The sequence below is a fragment of the Streptomyces sp. NBC_01460 genome (assembly GCF_036227405.1).
Lineage (GTDB): Bacteria > Actinomycetota > Actinomycetes > Streptomycetales > Streptomycetaceae > Streptomyces.
The window spans coordinates 5,208,392-5,222,330 of the sequence record NZ_CP109473.1 but is presented as its reverse complement, the minus strand read 5'-3'; the positions used below and the strand labels follow the sequence as shown (position 1 = coordinate 5,222,330).

The 13,939-nt window shown below is 71.7% G+C and carries 14 protein-coding genes; 6 read left to right on the top strand and 8 right to left on the bottom strand.

Annotated elements, in window-relative coordinates; translation table 11 throughout:
- Positions 1–128: 128 nt before the first annotated feature.
- Together OG488_RS23655 and OG488_RS23650 are read right to left on the bottom strand one after the other, a co-directional pair.
- The gene (locus tag OG488_RS23655) at positions 129–1,397 is read right to left on the bottom strand and encodes a L,D-transpeptidase (RefSeq protein ID WP_329232192.1); all 1,269 of its coding nucleotides are present in this window, start codon (positions 1,395–1,397) and stop codon (positions 129–131) included.
- A 181-nt stretch (positions 1,398–1,578) separates the two neighbouring features.
- Entirely contained in the window at positions 1,579–1,980 is a 402-nt protein-coding gene (locus OG488_RS23650) for a hypothetical protein (protein WP_329232191.1), read from the bottom strand.
- Between the two features lie 108 nt (positions 1,981–2,088).
- On the opposite strand from OG488_RS23650, the gene OG488_RS23645 reads away from it, so the two are divergent.
- Complete coding sequence (locus OG488_RS23645) at positions 2,089–2,433, top strand: hypothetical protein (protein ID WP_329232189.1); 345 nt, start codon at positions 2,089–2,091, stop codon at positions 2,431–2,433.
- Between the two features lie 52 nt (positions 2,434–2,485).
- On the opposite strand, the gene hutH is transcribed toward OG488_RS23645, so the two are convergent.
- From hutH to OG488_RS23620, 5 genes are all read right to left on the bottom strand, one after another.
- The gene (gene hutH, locus OG488_RS23640; protein ID WP_329232187.1) at positions 2,486–4,036 is read right to left on the bottom strand and encodes a histidine ammonia-lyase; all 1,551 of its coding nucleotides are present in this window, start codon (positions 4,034–4,036) and stop codon (positions 2,486–2,488) included.
- A gap of 58 nt (positions 4,037–4,094) precedes the next feature.
- Positions 4,095–5,261: a GGDEF domain-containing protein gene (locus tag OG488_RS23635; RefSeq protein WP_329232185.1), complete on the bottom strand. Its 1,167-nt coding sequence runs from the start codon at positions 5,259–5,261 to the stop codon at positions 4,095–4,097.
- Positions 5,262–5,334: 73 nt separating this feature from the next.
- Complete coding sequence (locus tag OG488_RS23630; RefSeq protein ID WP_329232184.1) at positions 5,335–6,147, bottom strand: enoyl-CoA hydratase/isomerase family protein; 813 nt, start codon at positions 6,145–6,147, stop codon at positions 5,335–5,337.
- A 106-nt stretch (positions 6,148–6,253) separates the two neighbouring features.
- A complete protein-coding gene (locus tag OG488_RS23625) occupies positions 6,254–7,453 on the bottom strand; it encodes an adenylate/guanylate cyclase domain-containing protein (RefSeq protein WP_329232183.1) in 1,200 nt (399 codons plus the stop codon).
- A gap of 164 nt (positions 7,454–7,617) precedes the next feature.
- A complete protein-coding gene (locus OG488_RS23620; protein WP_329232182.1) occupies positions 7,618–8,487 on the bottom strand; it encodes a biotin--[acetyl-CoA-carboxylase] ligase in 870 nt (289 codons plus the stop codon).
- A gap of 174 nt (positions 8,488–8,661) precedes the next feature.
- Here OG488_RS23620 and OG488_RS23615 point away from each other — a divergent pair, with 174 nt between their 5' ends.
- The 4 genes from OG488_RS23615 (at position 8,662) to OG488_RS23600 (ending at position 11,331) form a co-directional block, all read left to right on the top strand.
- Positions 8,662–10,242, top strand: coding sequence for an acyl-CoA carboxylase subunit beta (locus tag OG488_RS23615; protein ID WP_329232180.1), 1,581 nt, complete (start codon positions 8,662–8,664; stop codon positions 10,240–10,242).
- Positions 10,243–10,257: 15 nt separating this feature from the next.
- Positions 10,258–10,464 carry an acyl-CoA carboxylase epsilon subunit gene (locus tag OG488_RS23610; protein ID WP_329232178.1) on the top strand — a complete coding sequence of 69 codons (207 nt, stop codon included), beginning with the start codon at positions 10,258–10,260 and terminating at the stop codon, positions 10,462–10,464.
- A 72-nt stretch (positions 10,465–10,536) separates the two neighbouring features.
- On the top strand, positions 10,537–10,665 hold the full coding sequence (gene mmpB, locus OG488_RS23605) for a morphogenic membrane protein MmpB (protein WP_329232177.1): 129 nt from the start codon (positions 10,537–10,539) through the stop codon (positions 10,663–10,665).
- A 54-nt stretch (positions 10,666–10,719) separates the two neighbouring features.
- A complete protein-coding gene (locus OG488_RS23600; protein WP_329232175.1) occupies positions 10,720–11,331 on the top strand; it encodes a nucleoside triphosphate pyrophosphatase in 612 nt (203 codons plus the stop codon).
- Positions 11,332–11,343: 12 nt separating this feature from the next.
- Here OG488_RS23600 and OG488_RS23595 read toward each other — a convergent pair whose 3' ends face one another.
- Positions 11,344–11,787: a hypothetical protein gene (locus tag OG488_RS23595; RefSeq protein WP_329238958.1), complete on the bottom strand. Its 444-nt coding sequence runs from the start codon at positions 11,785–11,787 to the stop codon at positions 11,344–11,346.
- Positions 11,788–12,165: 378 nt separating this feature from the next.
- Between OG488_RS23595 and OG488_RS23590 the strand changes: the two genes are divergently transcribed.
- On the top strand, positions 12,166–13,920 hold the full coding sequence (locus tag OG488_RS23590) for an acetyl/propionyl/methylcrotonyl-CoA carboxylase subunit alpha (protein WP_329232174.1): 1,755 nt from the start codon (positions 12,166–12,168) through the stop codon (positions 13,918–13,920).
- Positions 13,921–13,939: the final 19 nt, after the last annotated feature.

Genomic DNA, 13,939 nt, shown 5'->3' with positions numbered 1-13,939 from the left:
CGGGTGTGATGAGGAGTTAAGGGCCCGATGAGAGCCGCATGAGAACCCTGGCGCCCCGCACACGCCGAAGGCGGCGGCACCCGGGGGAATCCGGGTGCCGCCGCCTTCGGAGGGGGAAAGGGCGGGGATCAGGCGGCGGAACCCGCCGTCCACTCCGACCAGTTCATGTTCCAGCCGTTGAGGCCGTTGTCGGGGGCGATGGTCTTGTCCGGGGAGTTCGTGACCACGACCACGTCGCCGATCAGGGAGTTGTCGTACAGCCAGGCGGCAGGGGTGCCGGAGTCACCGGCGCCCTTCGTGTCGGACAGGCCGACACAGCCGTGGCTGGTGTTCGCGCTGCCGAAGATCGACTTGGCGCCCCAGTAGTTGCCGTGGATGAACGTGCCCGACGTGGACAGCCGCATGGCGTGCGGGACGTCCTTGATGTCGTACTCGCCCTTGCCGTCGTCGTCCGTGAAGCCGACCGTCGAACCGTCCATGCGGGTCTCCTTGAATTTCTCGGAGATCACCATCTGGCCGTTGTACGTCGGGTTGTCGGCGGAGCCGGCGGAGATCGGGATGGTCTTCACGGTCTTGCCGTCCCGGGTGACCGTCATGGTGTGCGACTTGGCGTCCACGGTCGAGACCTGGTTGCGGCCGACCTTGAAGGTGACCGTCTTCTGCTGCACACCGACGACGCCGTCGGCGCCCTCGACGCCGTCGAGGGCCAGCTTCAGCGTGACGGTGGAGCCGCCCTGCCAGTAGTCCTCGGGGCGCAGGTCCAGGCGCTGGTTGTTGAACCAGTGGCCGACGACTTCCTGGCCGCTGCTCGACGTCACCTTGATGCCGTCCTGGACGGCCTTCTTGTTGGTGATCGCCTTGTTGAAGTTGATCGAGACCGGCATGCCGACGCCGACGGTGGAACCGTCCTCGGGCGTGAAGTTCCCGATGAAGCTGTTCTCGGGCGAGACCGTGGTGAAGGAGCTGTTGGCGTGCGCCTCACGGTCCTTGGAGTCGGTCGCCGTGGCGCTGATCTTGTACGTCGTCGAGCGCTCGAGCTGGCCGCCGGGCTTCCAGCTGGACCCGTCGGCGGCGAGGGAGCCCTCGACGGCGTCGCCTTCGGCCGTGGTCATGGTGACCTCGGTCAGCTTGCCCTTCGCGACGGTGACCATCGCGGCGTTGTTGATGCTCGCGTTGGTCGCCCCGTTCTTCGGCGCGATCGTTATCTGCGCCTCGGAGGTGTCCTTGGCCGCGGCCTCGTCGACCTGCGCCTGTGACGTCTTCGAGCTGTCGGCGCTCGCGCCGGTGCTTCCGCCGTCGTCGCTGCAGGCCGAAAGCACCAGTACACCGCCGAGCAGTGCGGACGCGGCCATGAGGCCCTTGCGCCGCTTGCTGTCCGTGATCACACGCTTCTCCATCGTTGCCGATTCCCCAAGATCCCCGGACAGGGTCGCCCGACGGCGATGCCCCGTCAATGTTCCAAGAACACCGTGGCCGGGTCTTCCGTTCCACATCCACCGGAGATGTGGGGAACACCACTCATCGACGCACCCGGGACCGCGGCGGTTCCCGCCACCTGTGAGGAGCGTCCCGCGGGCGTCAGCGTTCCGTATGTCCGCCGCCTTCTTCGTCGTCCGTCTCATTGTCCTCGATCCCGTAGTACGCCTCGTCCCCGTCCTCTCCGGCGGCCCAGTCCTCGGCCTCGGGGTCGTAGTCGATCGTCTCGCTGCTCCAGGAGGCCTGGGCGAGCTCGACCCCGGGCACCTGGCCGACCAGATCGAACGGGTCGATCAGCGAGGCGAGGGCTTCCGCTGCGTCTTCCCTGACGGTCTCCTCGGCATGCGTACGTTCCTCGGCGGACTCGTCGGCGGCCGCGCCGGAGGCGGTGAAATCGGCCGCGATGCTCTCCAGGGCGGTTCCGGTCAGGGCGTCCGCGTCGCTGATCTCCAGGACCAACTCCACGCGAAGCCGAACAAATGAGGGTGTCTGCGAAGTGCTCATACGCCGGAGCGTAAGGCTCCCCGGACCCGCGGCTTTCCTCCGACCCGCTGCTTTGCTTAGCATCGGCCCACGGGGCTAACTGATGGTTGTCGCAAGGGGATCGATTCTGTGTCCATCGCTCGTCGCACGCTGCTGACCACCACGGCAGCAGGCACCCTGCTCTGCGCTCTCTGGTTCGTCCCCTCCGCCAACGCGACCGGCGAGGCGGACACGCAGAGTGGTTCCACCGGCACCTCCGCCGGCACCTTCACCGGCACCTCCACCGGTTCCTCCACCGGGATCCGGCAGGCCTCGGCCACGGGGGATCCCACCTCGCAGGACACGCTGGCCGACACCGGTACGGGCATCGACACGACCCCGTATCTGATCGGTGGGACGGCGTCGCTCTGCGTCGGCGCGGGGTTCGTCGCGTACTCCGTACGCCGGGGCGGCATGACGGCCCAGGGCGTCTGAGGCCGCACGGCCGCCGCGGCCCGTATCACCGGGACGCGGCGGCCCTCATGACTCAGGCCAGCGGGCCGGTCACCGCCTCCACCACCGCGACCAGCTTCCCCTCCCGCACGAAGGCGTCGGCGGCGGCCAGGTCCGGGGCGAGGAAGCGGTCCGGGCCGGGCCCCTGGACACCGGCGTCCCGCAGCGCCTCGATGACGGCGAGCGACGCGGGCCCGGGGGTCAGCCCCTCGGCGGCGCGGAGCTCCACGGCGCGCGTGGCGGCGTACAGCTCCACCGCCACGATCCGCGCGAGACCGGTGACGGCCGTACGGAGCTTCCGGGCGGCCGACCAGCCCATCGAGACGTGGTCCTCCTGCATCGCGGAGGACGGGATCGAGTCGACGGACGCCGGGACGGCGAGCCGCTTCAGCTCGCTGACCAGGGCCGCCTGCGTGTACTGGGCGATCATCAGCCCCGAGTCGACCCCGGCGTCGTCGGCGAGGAACGGCGGCAGCCCGTGCGAGCGGTTCTTGTCCAGCAGCCGGTCCGTGCGGCGCTCGGTGATCGATCCGAGGTCCGCGGCGACGATCGCCAGGAAGTCGAGGACGTACGCGACGGGCGCGCCGTGGAAGTTGCCGTTGGACTCGACCCGGCCGTCGCTCAGGACGACCGGGTTGTCGACGGCGGAGGCCAGTTCACGGTCGGCGACGAGCCGCCCGTGGGCGAGCGTGTCGCGCCCCGCACCGTTGACCTGGGGGGCGCAGCGCACGGAGTAGGCGTCCTGGACCCGGGGGGCGTCGTCCTGATGGTGGCCGGTGAGGCCCGACCCGGCGAGGACCCGCAGCATGTTCGCGGCGGAGGCGCCCTGGCCCGGGTGCGGGCGGATGGCGTGCAGTTCCGGGGCGAGGACCCGGTCCGTGCCCAGGAGGGCCTCCAGGGAGAGCGCGGCGGTGATGTCCGCGCCGGTGTAGAGGTTCTCCAGGTCCGCCAGGGCCATCACGAGCATGCCCAGCATGCCGTCGGTGCCGTTGAGGAGGGCGAGGCCCTCCTTCTCGCGCAGTTCGACGGGGGTGATGCCGTGGGCGGCGAGGAGCTCACCGGCGGGGCGCACGGTGCCGTCGGGGCCCTCCGCGTCGCCCTCGCCCATGAGGGTCAGGGCGCAGTGCGAGAGCGGGGCGAGGTCGCCGGAGCAGCCGAGCGAGCCGTATTCGTGGACGACGGGGGTGATGCCCGCGTTGAGCACGTCGGCCATGGTCTGCGCGACCTCGGGGCGTACGCCGGTGTGGCCGGAGGCCAGCGTCTTCAGCCGCAGGAACATCAGCGCCCGGACGACCTCGCGCTCGACGTGGGGGCCCATGCCGGCCGCGTGCGACCGGACGATGTTGCGCTGCAGCTGCGCCCGCAGGCCGGGGCCGATGTGCCGGCTGGCGAGGGCGCCGAAGCCGGTGGAGACGCCGTAGACCGGCTCGGGCTTGGCGGCGAGGGCCTCGACGGTCTCGCGGGCGGCGGCGAGCGCCTCGACCGCGGCTGCGGAGAGCTCCACCCGGGCGCCCCGGCGGGCCACGGCGATGACGTCCTCGGCGGTGGTACCGGACGTCCCCACCACGACTGTATGCATATTCATATTCAGAAGCCTACGGACTGAAACCCGCCATGTCACCAGTGGTCGTGCGGTTGACCCCTTACCGATCGCCGCCGGGCGGGTTGCCGCGCAGCCTGCGGCGGTCGTGGGGGGACCTGGGCGGGGAGTCGGCGAGCCGGATCACGTCACCGTCGCGCCCCGCGACCACCGGCCGCCGGGAGTGCGCCGCCTTCGCCTGGTACTGGGCGGCGTCCGCCAGGCGGAAGAGCCGGCGCGCCGAGTGGACCGGCCCGATGTCGTCCCCCGTGGACGCGACACCGCAGGCGACCCCGTCGCCGAGCTCCAGGGCCACGGCGCGGGCGCAGAGCTCCTCGGAGACCCCGACCACGTCGTCCGCCGAGGGCCCGACGGTCAGCAGGCAGAACTCGTCCCCGCCCAGACGCGCGGACAGCGCCCCCGGGAGCATCGCGCCGCAGAGCGAGAGCACCGAGCCGAAACGTTCCAGCAGCCGGTCGCCGAACGCGTGGCCGTGCGTGTCGTTGACCGCCTTGAGTCCGTTCAGATCGCAGACGACCAGGCTGACCACGGCACCCTCGGAACGGTGCAGGTCCACCGCCTCGTCGAGCCGGAGGTCGACGGCCCTGCGGTTGGCGAGGCCGGTCAGCGGGTCCGTGAAGGCCAGCGTGCGGACCTCCTCCAGCCGCTCGGTCTGCGCGATCCCCGCCGCGGCGACGGCGGCCAGCACGGTGGCGAAGTCCGCGTCGTCCCGGTCGAACACCGGGGCCCCCGCCGGACGGGCCACGTACAGCTCGCCCCAGGCGCGCCCGTGCAGCACGATCGGCGCCACCACACAGCAGCCCCGCCCGCGGCGGCGCAGCGCGGCGACCCGCTGGTGGCAGTAGGGGCGGGCCCCCCGGGCCGGGCCGCCGGCGCCCGGACCGCCGTCGGCGGTCTCCACCCAGGCGTCGGGCTCACCCCCGCCCGCCCAGCGCTCGTGGAGGAATTCGGTGATCTCCGGGAACTGGTGCACGGGGTAGGACTCGCTCTCGGGGAACTCCTCCTCGCCCTCGGCCCGCTCCCCCACGTTCACCAGCACGCGCAGCCTGCCCTGCTCCCGCTCCCACACGGAGAGGGCGGCGAAGCTGCCGCCCAGCGCCTGGCACGCCCCCACCGCGGCGGCACGCCAGGACTCACGTGCGGTGTAGGCCGCCGCCATCGTCTGTGCCAGCCCAACCACTGCGCGCAGGCGCGCATCATCACCGCCCATTGCCCCACCTTAGGTAGCTTTACCCGTATATGAGCAGTTGGCGGCGCTGATGATCTTCAGAACGTCTTCCTGCTCATTCCCCGGGCCAGCTGGGCTTCCGCTTCTCGTTGAACGCGGCCACCCCCTCGGCACGGTCCCCGGAGAAGGCCACGGAGCGCCACGCGGCGTCCTCCACCTCGAGCCCGGCCCGCAGATCGAGCCCCTGGCCCAGCCTCAGCGCCCGCTTGGCGGCCCGGAGCCCCACCGGGGAGTTCGCCGCGATACGGCCGCCGAGGGCCAGTGCCTCCTCCCGGTCCCGGCCCGCCTCGACCAGCTCGTCGACCAGGCCCAGCTCGCGCGCCTCGGCCGCCTCCACCCTCCGGGCGGTGAAGACCAGCTCGGCGGCGCGCGCCGCGCCGACCCTCCGGGGCAGCAGCTGCGTACCGCCTCCGCCCGGGATGACGCCGACGGACACCTCGGGCAGGCCGACCACGGCCGTGCGGTCGGCCACGATCACGTCACAGGCCAGCGCGAGCTCGAAGCCACCGCCGAGGGCGAAGCCGTGCACGGCGGCGACGACCGGCATCGGCAGCTCCAGCACCCCGGTGTACGCGGCCCTGGCCGTGGGCCGCTGCCGGACGAGCTCGGCGTCGGTGAAGGAGTTCCGCTCCTTGAGGTCCGCGCCCACGCAGAAGGCCCGCTCGTGGCTGGACGTGAGCACGGTGGCCCGTACGCCCTGGTCGGCTCCGAGCGCGGCGCAGGCCTCGGCGATGGAGACCGCCATGGCGGTGCTCACGGCGTTCATCGCCTTCGGGCGGTCGAGCACCAGCTCGGCCACGTGCTCCCGGCCCTCGTGCCGCCGTACGACGACGAACTCCCCGAACCTCTGCTCCGACGTGACACCCATGACTGCACCCCTGACGGTTAACGAGCGTTACCGGGATCCTAGGCAGTCGGGTGAGCGGGCCTCAACGGCCCCCGGCGGGGCGCGGTGACGTGCCCCGCCCACCGCGTCAGGCCGACGGCTTGCCGCGCCGGGCCAGGAGCCACGGCTCCACCACGCCCAGCCCGCGCACCGGCCGCTGCCACATCGGCTGCAGCCCGAAGCGGTACGTCGGCAGAGGGGGCTCCGCGTCATCCGGTCGGCCCTCCTTCTCCGCGAGCCGGGCGCGCTCGGCCGCCGCGGCGACCTCCTCGGCCGCCTGCGTCTCGGAGGCGGGGGCGTCGCCGTTCCTGATCAGCTCCTCGGCGAAGGCGCCGTCCACCAGCACCGCGTCCTTCGGCGCTATCGACGTGAGCCGGCTGGCCAGGTTCACCGTCGTGCCGAAGACGTCGCCCATGCGCGTGGTGACCGTGCCGAAGGCGATGCCGACGCGCAGCGCGGGCATGGTCGTGTCCTGGGCCATCGCCTCGACCAGCCGGAGCGCTATCTCGCCCGCCGTGCCCGCGTCGTCCGCGGCGAAGAGCACCTCGTCACCGAGGGTCTTGATGAGCCGTCCCCCGTGGGCGGCAACCAGGTCGGCGGAAGTCGTCTCGAAGGCCTCGACCAGCTCGCCGAGCTCCTCCTCCTCCAGCCGCCGGGTCAGCCGGGTGAAGCCGACGAGGTCGGCGAAGCCCACGGCGAGCCGCCGGTCGACCATCTCCTCGTCGTCCCCGGTCTGCACGACCCGGCCCGTCGCGGCGGCCAGCTGGCGCCGCCACACGTACACCAGGAACTCCTGCAGCTCCGGCAGGAGCAGCTCGATCAGCGGATACGTGACCTCGGTGCGGGTCATGCCCGGCTCGGGAGGCTCGGTCAGCCCTGCCAGGAAGGAGTCGATCTGCCACTCCGCGAGCCGGGCGGTGGTCTGTCCGGTGGACCGGGCCACCTGGATCGCCATCGGCTCGCTGAGCAGCCCCGCCTCCACGAGACCGGCGAGCCGGCGCAGTGCCAGCACGTCGGCCTCGGTGAGCGCCTTGGCCTGTCCGATGTCGGCGAAGCCCATGGCCCGCCAGAACCGGGACGCCAGGTCCATGGAGACCCCGGCCGTCCTGGCCGCCTGGAACGGCGTGTAGCGGCGGTCGGCCCCCAGGATCAGGGCCTCCAGCCGGATGGCCAGCGGGTCGTCGGTCGGTTCCGCCGTGTGGTCGACCTCGTGATGCGGTGTCGAGTGGACCGACGCCCCCGACGAGGGCTCCGCGCCGTCGTCGGAGTTCGTGTCGTCGACGGTCACCGGCCGCCTCCTGCCCGTTCCCTGCGCACTGCCCTGCCGATCTGTCGCTGGATCGCCTCAACGATACGGCAGGTGTGCCCTGGCTCACGTCGCCGGTGGCGCGGTTCTCACCTGTCCGGCGCCCCGTGCGCACCTGACGTCACCCGTATGTGCGCAGCGCCGGATCAGGTGAGGCCTCCGCCCTCCCCGCGCAGGTGGACGATGTCTCCGGCCGACACGGGCTCCTGGATCCCGTCGCCCGTCGCCAGCACGAGACGTCCGTCGCCGTCGATCGCGACGGCCTCGCCGACGACGGACCGGTCGCCCGGCAGCTCCGCCCGCACCGTCCGGTCGAGGGTGGCGCATCCCGCCGCGTAGGCGGCCTGGAGCCCGCTCTCGGCGGCGTCGCCGCCGGCGTCCCGCCACTGCCCGTACCACTGTTCCAGCGACCGCAGGACGGCCCGGAGCAAGGTCTCGCGGTCGGTGGAGACCGCGCCGGCGAGCGCCAGCGAACCGGCGTGCGGGGCGGGCAGCTCGGCCGCCCGCAGCGACACGTTGACCCCGATGCCGATCACGACGCCGTCCCCGGCGCGCTCGGCGAGGATGCCGCCGGTCTTGCGTTCCGTGCCGCCGATGGTCACCAGGAGGTCGTTGGGCCATTTCAGTGCCATGTCGACGCCCGCGGCCTGCGCGAGGCCCGTGGCGGCGGCGACCCCGGCCAGCAGCGGAAGCCATCCCCAGCGCTCCACGGGCACCGTGCCGGGGGTCAGGTGGACGGAGAGGAAGAGGCCGGAGCGGGGCGGCGCCGTCCAGGTCCGGTCGAGCCGCCCGCGGCCCGCGGTCTGCTCCTCGGCGACCAGCACCGTGCCTTCGGCCAGCCCTCCGCCCGCGGCCCGGGCCGCGAGGTCGGAGTTGGTGGAGCCGGTCGCCTCGACGATGTCGAGCGAGGTCCACAGACCGTCGGGCCGCAGCAGTCCGCGGCGCAGCGCAGCGGCGTTCAGGGGCGGCCTGTCGAGGTCCGACCAGCGGTTGTGCGGCGCATCGGGAGGAGTCATGCAACCCACATTAGGTGTGGCCAACGACGCACTGCCGAACCGTATCCGCGCCGATACGCTACGGGTCAGTAGCAAGGCCCGCCGACGAGCGGGCCGCCGTCGAGCACGAACCGGTCCAGCACGTCTACCGGATGTACCAGCCGTCCCCGTGACCAGGCAGGGAGCCGCCACCCGATGTCCGAGCCGCAGAGCGACATCCACACCACCGCGGGCAAGATCGCGGACCTGCAGCGCCGTATCGAAGAGGCCACACACGCAGGTTCCGCCCGTGCCGTCGAAAAGCAGCACGCGAAGGGCAAGTTGACCGCCCGTGAGCGGGTCGAGCTCCTGCTCGACGAAGGTTCGTTCGTGGAGCTCGACGAGTTCGCACGGCACCGGTCGACCAACTTCGGCATCGAGAAGAACCGCCCTTACGGGGACGGTGTCGTCACCGGGTACGGCACGGTCGACGGCCGCCCCGTCTGCGTGTACTCGCAGGACTTCACCATCTTCGGCGGCTCGCTCGGCGAGGTCTACGGCGAGAAGATCGTCAAGGTCATGGACTTCGCGATGAAGACCGGCTGCCCCGTGATCGGCATCAACGACGGCGGCGGCGCCCGTATCCAGGAGGGTGTGGCCGCGCTCGGGCTGTTCGCCGAGATCTTCCGCCGCAACGTGCACGCCTCGGGCGTCGTCCCGCAGATCTCCCTGATCGTCGGGCCGTGCGCGGGCGGTGCGGTCTACTCCCCCGCCATCACCGACTTCACGGTCATGGTCGACCAGACCTCGCACATGTTCATCACCGGGCCCGACGTCATCAAGACCGTCACCGGTGAGGACGTCGGCTTCGAGGAGCTGGGCGGCGCCCGCACCCACAACACCACGTCCGGCGTGGCCCACCACATGGCGGGCGACGAGAAGGACGCCATCGAGTACGTCAAGTCCCTGCTGTCCTATCTCCCGTCGAACAACCTCTCGGAGGCCCCGGCCTTCCCGGAGGAGGCCGACCTGGAGACCACGGACGAGGACCGCGAGCTCGACACGCTCATCCCGGACTCGGCGAACCAGCCCTACGACATGCACACCGCCATCGAGCACGTGCTCGACGACGGCGAGTTCCTGGAGACCCAGGCCCTGTTCGCACCGAACATCATCACCGGCTTCGGGCGCGTCGAGGGCTACCCGGTCGGCATCGTCGCCAACCAGCCGATGCAGTTCGCCGGCTGTCTGGACATCGACGCGAGCGAGAAGGCCGCGCGCTTCGTCCGTACGTGCGACGCGTTCAACGTGCCGGTCCTCACCTTCGTCGACGTGCCCGGCTTCCTGCCCGGCGTCGACCAGGAGTACGGCGGGATCATCCGGCGCGGCGCCAAGCTCATCTACGCCTACGCGGAGGCGACCGTCCCGCTGATCACGGTCATCACCCGCAAGGCGTTCGGCGGCGCGTACGACGTCATGGGCTCCAAGCACCTGGGCGCCGACCTCAACCTGGCCTGGCCGACCGCGCAGATCGCCGTGATGGGCGCCCAGGGAGCGGTGAACATCCTGCACCGCCGCACCATCGCCGCCGCCGACGACCCCGACGCCACCCGCGCCGAGCTGATGACCGACTACGAGGACGCGCTCCTCAACCCGTACGTCGCCGCCGAGCGCGGCTACGTCGACGCGGTGATCATGCCGTCCGACACCCGGGCGCACCTGGTGAAGGGCCTGCGCCAGCTCCGCACGAAGCGCGAGTCGCTGCCGCCGAAGAAGCACGGCAACATCCCCCTCTAACCACCGGGAGCCACCATGATCAAGGTCGTACGGGGCAATCCGACCCCGGAGGAGCTCGCCGCGGCCCTCGCCGTGGTCCGGGCGCGCGCGGCGGCGGTGGCCGCCGTCCCGTCCGGCGCCCCGCTGCCGCCCGAGCAGTGGTCCGACCCGGGCCGGATCGCCCGGCAGGGCGCGCTCCGGCCGGGGCCCCGGTCCTGGGCGCGGACGTACTGGCCCTCCTGAGGCGGGGCTTCCGGCGGCGCTTGAGTACCCGTACTCAGGCGCCGCGGCCGCGTCCGGAGCACCATCGGGACCATGCTGTGGTCCGACCCCGAGAACAAGCCGCCGAAGGAACTGCGCGACGCCCAGGACATGATGCGTCGCGCGGGTCTGCTGCTGGCGCTGGCCATGGTCGTGGCGATGGTCGTGCTGGGGACCCGCTGAGGGCGTCCCGGCCGTGATCCGCCGGGCTCCCGGAGGCCTCCGGCCCCGCCTACGATGGCGGGCATGACTGATCAGCGTCGCCTCGTCCTCGCCTCCGCGTCCCCCGCCCGTCTCGGACTCCTGCGCCAGGCGGGCCTCGCCCCCGAGGTGATCGTCAGCGGGGTGGACGAGGACGCGATCACGGCTCCCACTCCGGGCGAGCTGGCGCTCGTCCTGGCACGGGCGAAGGCAGCCGCGGTGGCTTCCCGGCCGGAGGCCGCGGGCGCGCTCGTCGTCGGGTGCGACTCGGTGCTGGAGCTGGACGGCGAGGCGTACGGCAAGCCCGCCGACGCCGAGGAGGCCACCGCCCGCTGGAAGTCGATGCGCGGCCGGTCCGGCATCCTGCAGACGGGCCACAGCGTCATCGACACGGCCACCGGCCGTACGGCGTCGGCGACCGCGTCCACCGTCGTCAGGTTCGGCGAGCCGACGGACGCCGAGGTGGCGGCCTACGTCGCTTCGGGCGAGCCCCTCCACGTGGCAGGGGCGTTCACCCTGGACGGCCGCTCGGCGCCGTTCGTCGAGGCGATCGAGGGCAGCCACGGCAACGTCATCGGCCTGTCGCTGCCGCTGCTGCGCAGTCTGCTCGGCGAACTGGGCACCCCCATCACCGACTTGTGGGTCTGAGCGGCGGCCGTCTCACACCGGGGCCGGCGTCCCCTCGACGCCCGGCCCCTCGGCCCTCGTCTCCGGCTCACGCCGGTCGAAGGTCACCAGGGTGAGCACGATCAGCGCGAGGACGGCCATCAGGAACGCGAAGGCCGCCCAGCCGATCAGTCCGACCGCCAGCGCTCCCAGCACCCCGTGCACGACCGCGCACGCGATGAGGGTGATCCTGCCGAAGCGGCCGGGGGCCCGGTCCCGTATCGCCGCCAGCAGCGGTACGAGCCCGCAGAGCACCAGCAGGGCACCGGAGACACCGCCCATCACCCAGGTGCCGGTGACCATGGCGTCAGGATCCATCCCGGCCAGGGACATGCTCTGGTTGCCGGCGACCGTCGCGAGGACGCCGTTGACGAGCACGATGCCCACGGCTTCCACGAACAGAACGATCGCGGTCACGAAGGCCACTGGTCTGCGCACCACGGCGCCACCCCCTGTTACCTGTAGTACGTGCGGTAGCGCGGACCCTACTAACCGGTAATGCTCCGGACAAGAGGAAGCGCACGGCTCGTGCGCACGGGGCGCCGCCCCGCCGCCGGGGCAAAGTTTCCCTCGGCCGTTCGTAGGGACTCCACAAAGAAACGCCGCGCGGCGTTGACCGTCCGGACAGAGACTTGGGCCACACTTCGTGGCTACTGTGCGGTTGAGGATCCCGGCGTACCGTGGTGCGACAAGGGATTTCGCGACTCGAGCAAGCCTCGAATCACACTCCGTGTGGGCAAGTTCACTATTGGGGACGGGTCGTACGGCCGTGTCGGTAGTCCCTAAACTCAGCTTGTTCTCAAGGAGGGAGTCATCGTGCGCAAGGTGCTCATCGCCAACCGTGGCGAAATCGCTGTCCGTGTTGCTCGGGCTTGCCGGGATGCCGGAATCGCGAGCGTGGCCGTCTACGCCGATCCGGACCGGGACGCTCTGCATGTGCGCGCGGCCGACGAGGCGTTCGCTCTGGGCGGTGACACCCCGGCCGCCAGCTATCTGGACATGGCCAAGGTGCTCCAGGCCGCGAAGGACTCCGGGGCGGACGCGATCCACCCCGGTTACGGCTTCCTGTCGGAGAACGCGGAGTTCGCCCAGGCCGTGCTGGACGCCGGTCTGACGTGGATCGGCCCGCCGCCGCAGGCGATCCGGGACCTCGGCGACAAGGTCGCGGCCCGTCACATCGCCCAGCGCGCCGGCGCCCCGCTGGTGGCCGGCACGCCCGACCCGGTGTCCGGCTCGGCCGAGGTCGTGGAGTTCGCCGAGAAGAACGGCCTGCCGATCGCGATCAAGGCCGCCTTCGGCGGTGGCGGCCGCGGCCTGAAGGTGGCCCGCACGCTGGAGGAGATCCCCGAGCTCTACGACTCCGCCGTCCGTGAGGCCGTCGCGGCGTTCGGCCGCGGGGAGTGCTTCGTGGAGCGCTACCTCGACAAGCCCCGGCACGTGGAGACCCAGTGCCTGGCCGACACCCACGGCAACGTCGTCGTCGTCTCCACCCGTGACTGCTCGCTCCAGCGCCGCCACCAGAAGCTCGTGGAGGAGGCCCCGGCGCCGTTCCTGTCCGAGGCCCAGAACGCGGAGCTGTACGCGGCGTCGAAGGCGATCCTGAAGGAAGCCGGCTACGTCGGCGCCGGCACCGTCGAGTTCCTCGTCGGTGTCGACGGCACGATCAGCTTCCTGGAGGTCAACACCCGCCTCCAGGTCGAGCACCCGGTCACCGAGGAGGTCACCGGCCTCGACCTCGTGCGCGAGATGTTCCGCATCGCCGACGGCGAGGAGCTCGGCTACGGCGACCCCGCGGTGCGCGGGCACTCCTTCGAGTTCCGCATCAACGGTGAGGACCCGGGCCGTGGCTTCCTGCCCGCCCCCGGCACCGTCACCCTCTTCGCCCCGCCGACCGGTCCGGGCGTCCGCCTGGACGCCGGTGTCGAGTCCGGCAGCGTCATCGGCCCGGCCTGGGACTCCCTCCTGGCCAAGCTGATCGTGACGGGCGCGACCCGCGAGCAGGCCCTTCAGCGCGCCGCGCGCGCCCTGGCCGAGTTCCAGGTCGAGGGCATGGCGACCGCCATCCCCTTCCACCGTGCGGTCGTCGCGGACCCGGCGTTCACCTCGGACCCCTTCCGGATCCACACCCGGTGGATCGAGACGGAGTTCGTCAACGAGATCAAGCCCTTCGCGGTCCCCGCGGACCAGGATGCCGACGAGGAGTCCGGCCGCGAGACCGTCGTCGTCGAGGTCGGCGGCAAGCGCCTGGAGGTCTCCCTCCCCTCCTCGCTCGGCATGAGCCTGGCGCGCACCGGCCTCGCCGCCGGGGCGAAGCCCAAGCGCCGCGCGGCGAAGAAGGCCGGCTCGGCCGCCTCCGGCGACACCCTCGCCTCCCCGATGCAGGGAACCATCGTCAAGATCGCCGTCGAGGAAGGCCAGGAGGTCAAGGAAGGCGACCTCATCGTCGTCCTCGAAGCGATGAAGATGGAGCAGCCCCTCAACGCCCACCGCTCGGGCACGGTGAAGGGCCTGGCGGCGGAGGTCGGCACCTCGGTGTCGTCCGGCGCCGCGATCTGCGAGATCAAGGACTGAGCACCCGCTCCGTCTTCCC

Bases quoted from the DNA above. Each gene is read 5' to 3' on its own strand.
- OG488_RS23600 (WP_329232175.1), top strand. From the start codon at position 10,720: ATGGCGGGCATGACTGATCAGCGTCGCCTCGTCCTCGCCTCCGCGTCC.
- hutH (WP_329232187.1), bottom strand. From the start codon at position 4,036: ATGAATATGCATACAGTCGTGGTGGGGACGTCCGGTACCACCGCCGAG.
- OG488_RS23630 (WP_329232184.1), bottom strand. From the start codon at position 6,147: ATGGGTGTCACGTCGGAGCAGAGGTTCGGGGAGTTCGTCGTCGTACGG.
- OG488_RS23620 (WP_329232182.1), bottom strand. From the start codon at position 8,487: ATGACTCCTCCCGATGCGCCGCACAACCGCTGGTCGGACCTCGACAGG.
- mmpB (WP_329232177.1), top strand. From the start codon at position 10,537: ATGCTGTGGTCCGACCCCGAGAACAAGCCGCCGAAGGAACTGCGCGAC.
- OG488_RS23655 (WP_329232192.1), bottom strand. From the start codon at position 1,397: ATGGAGAAGCGTGTGATCACGGACAGCAAGCGGCGCAAGGGCCTCATG.
- OG488_RS23650 (WP_329232191.1), bottom strand. From the start codon at position 1,980: ATGAGCACTTCGCAGACACCCTCATTTGTTCGGCTTCGCGTGGAGTTG.
- OG488_RS23635 (WP_329232185.1), bottom strand. From the start codon at position 5,261: ATGGGCGGTGATGATGCGCGCCTGCGCGCAGTGGTTGGGCTGGCACAG.
- OG488_RS23615 (WP_329232180.1), top strand. From the start codon at position 8,662: ATGTCCGAGCCGCAGAGCGACATCCACACCACCGCGGGCAAGATCGCG.
- OG488_RS23610 (WP_329232178.1), top strand. From the start codon at position 10,258: ATGATCAAGGTCGTACGGGGCAATCCGACCCCGGAGGAGCTCGCCGCG.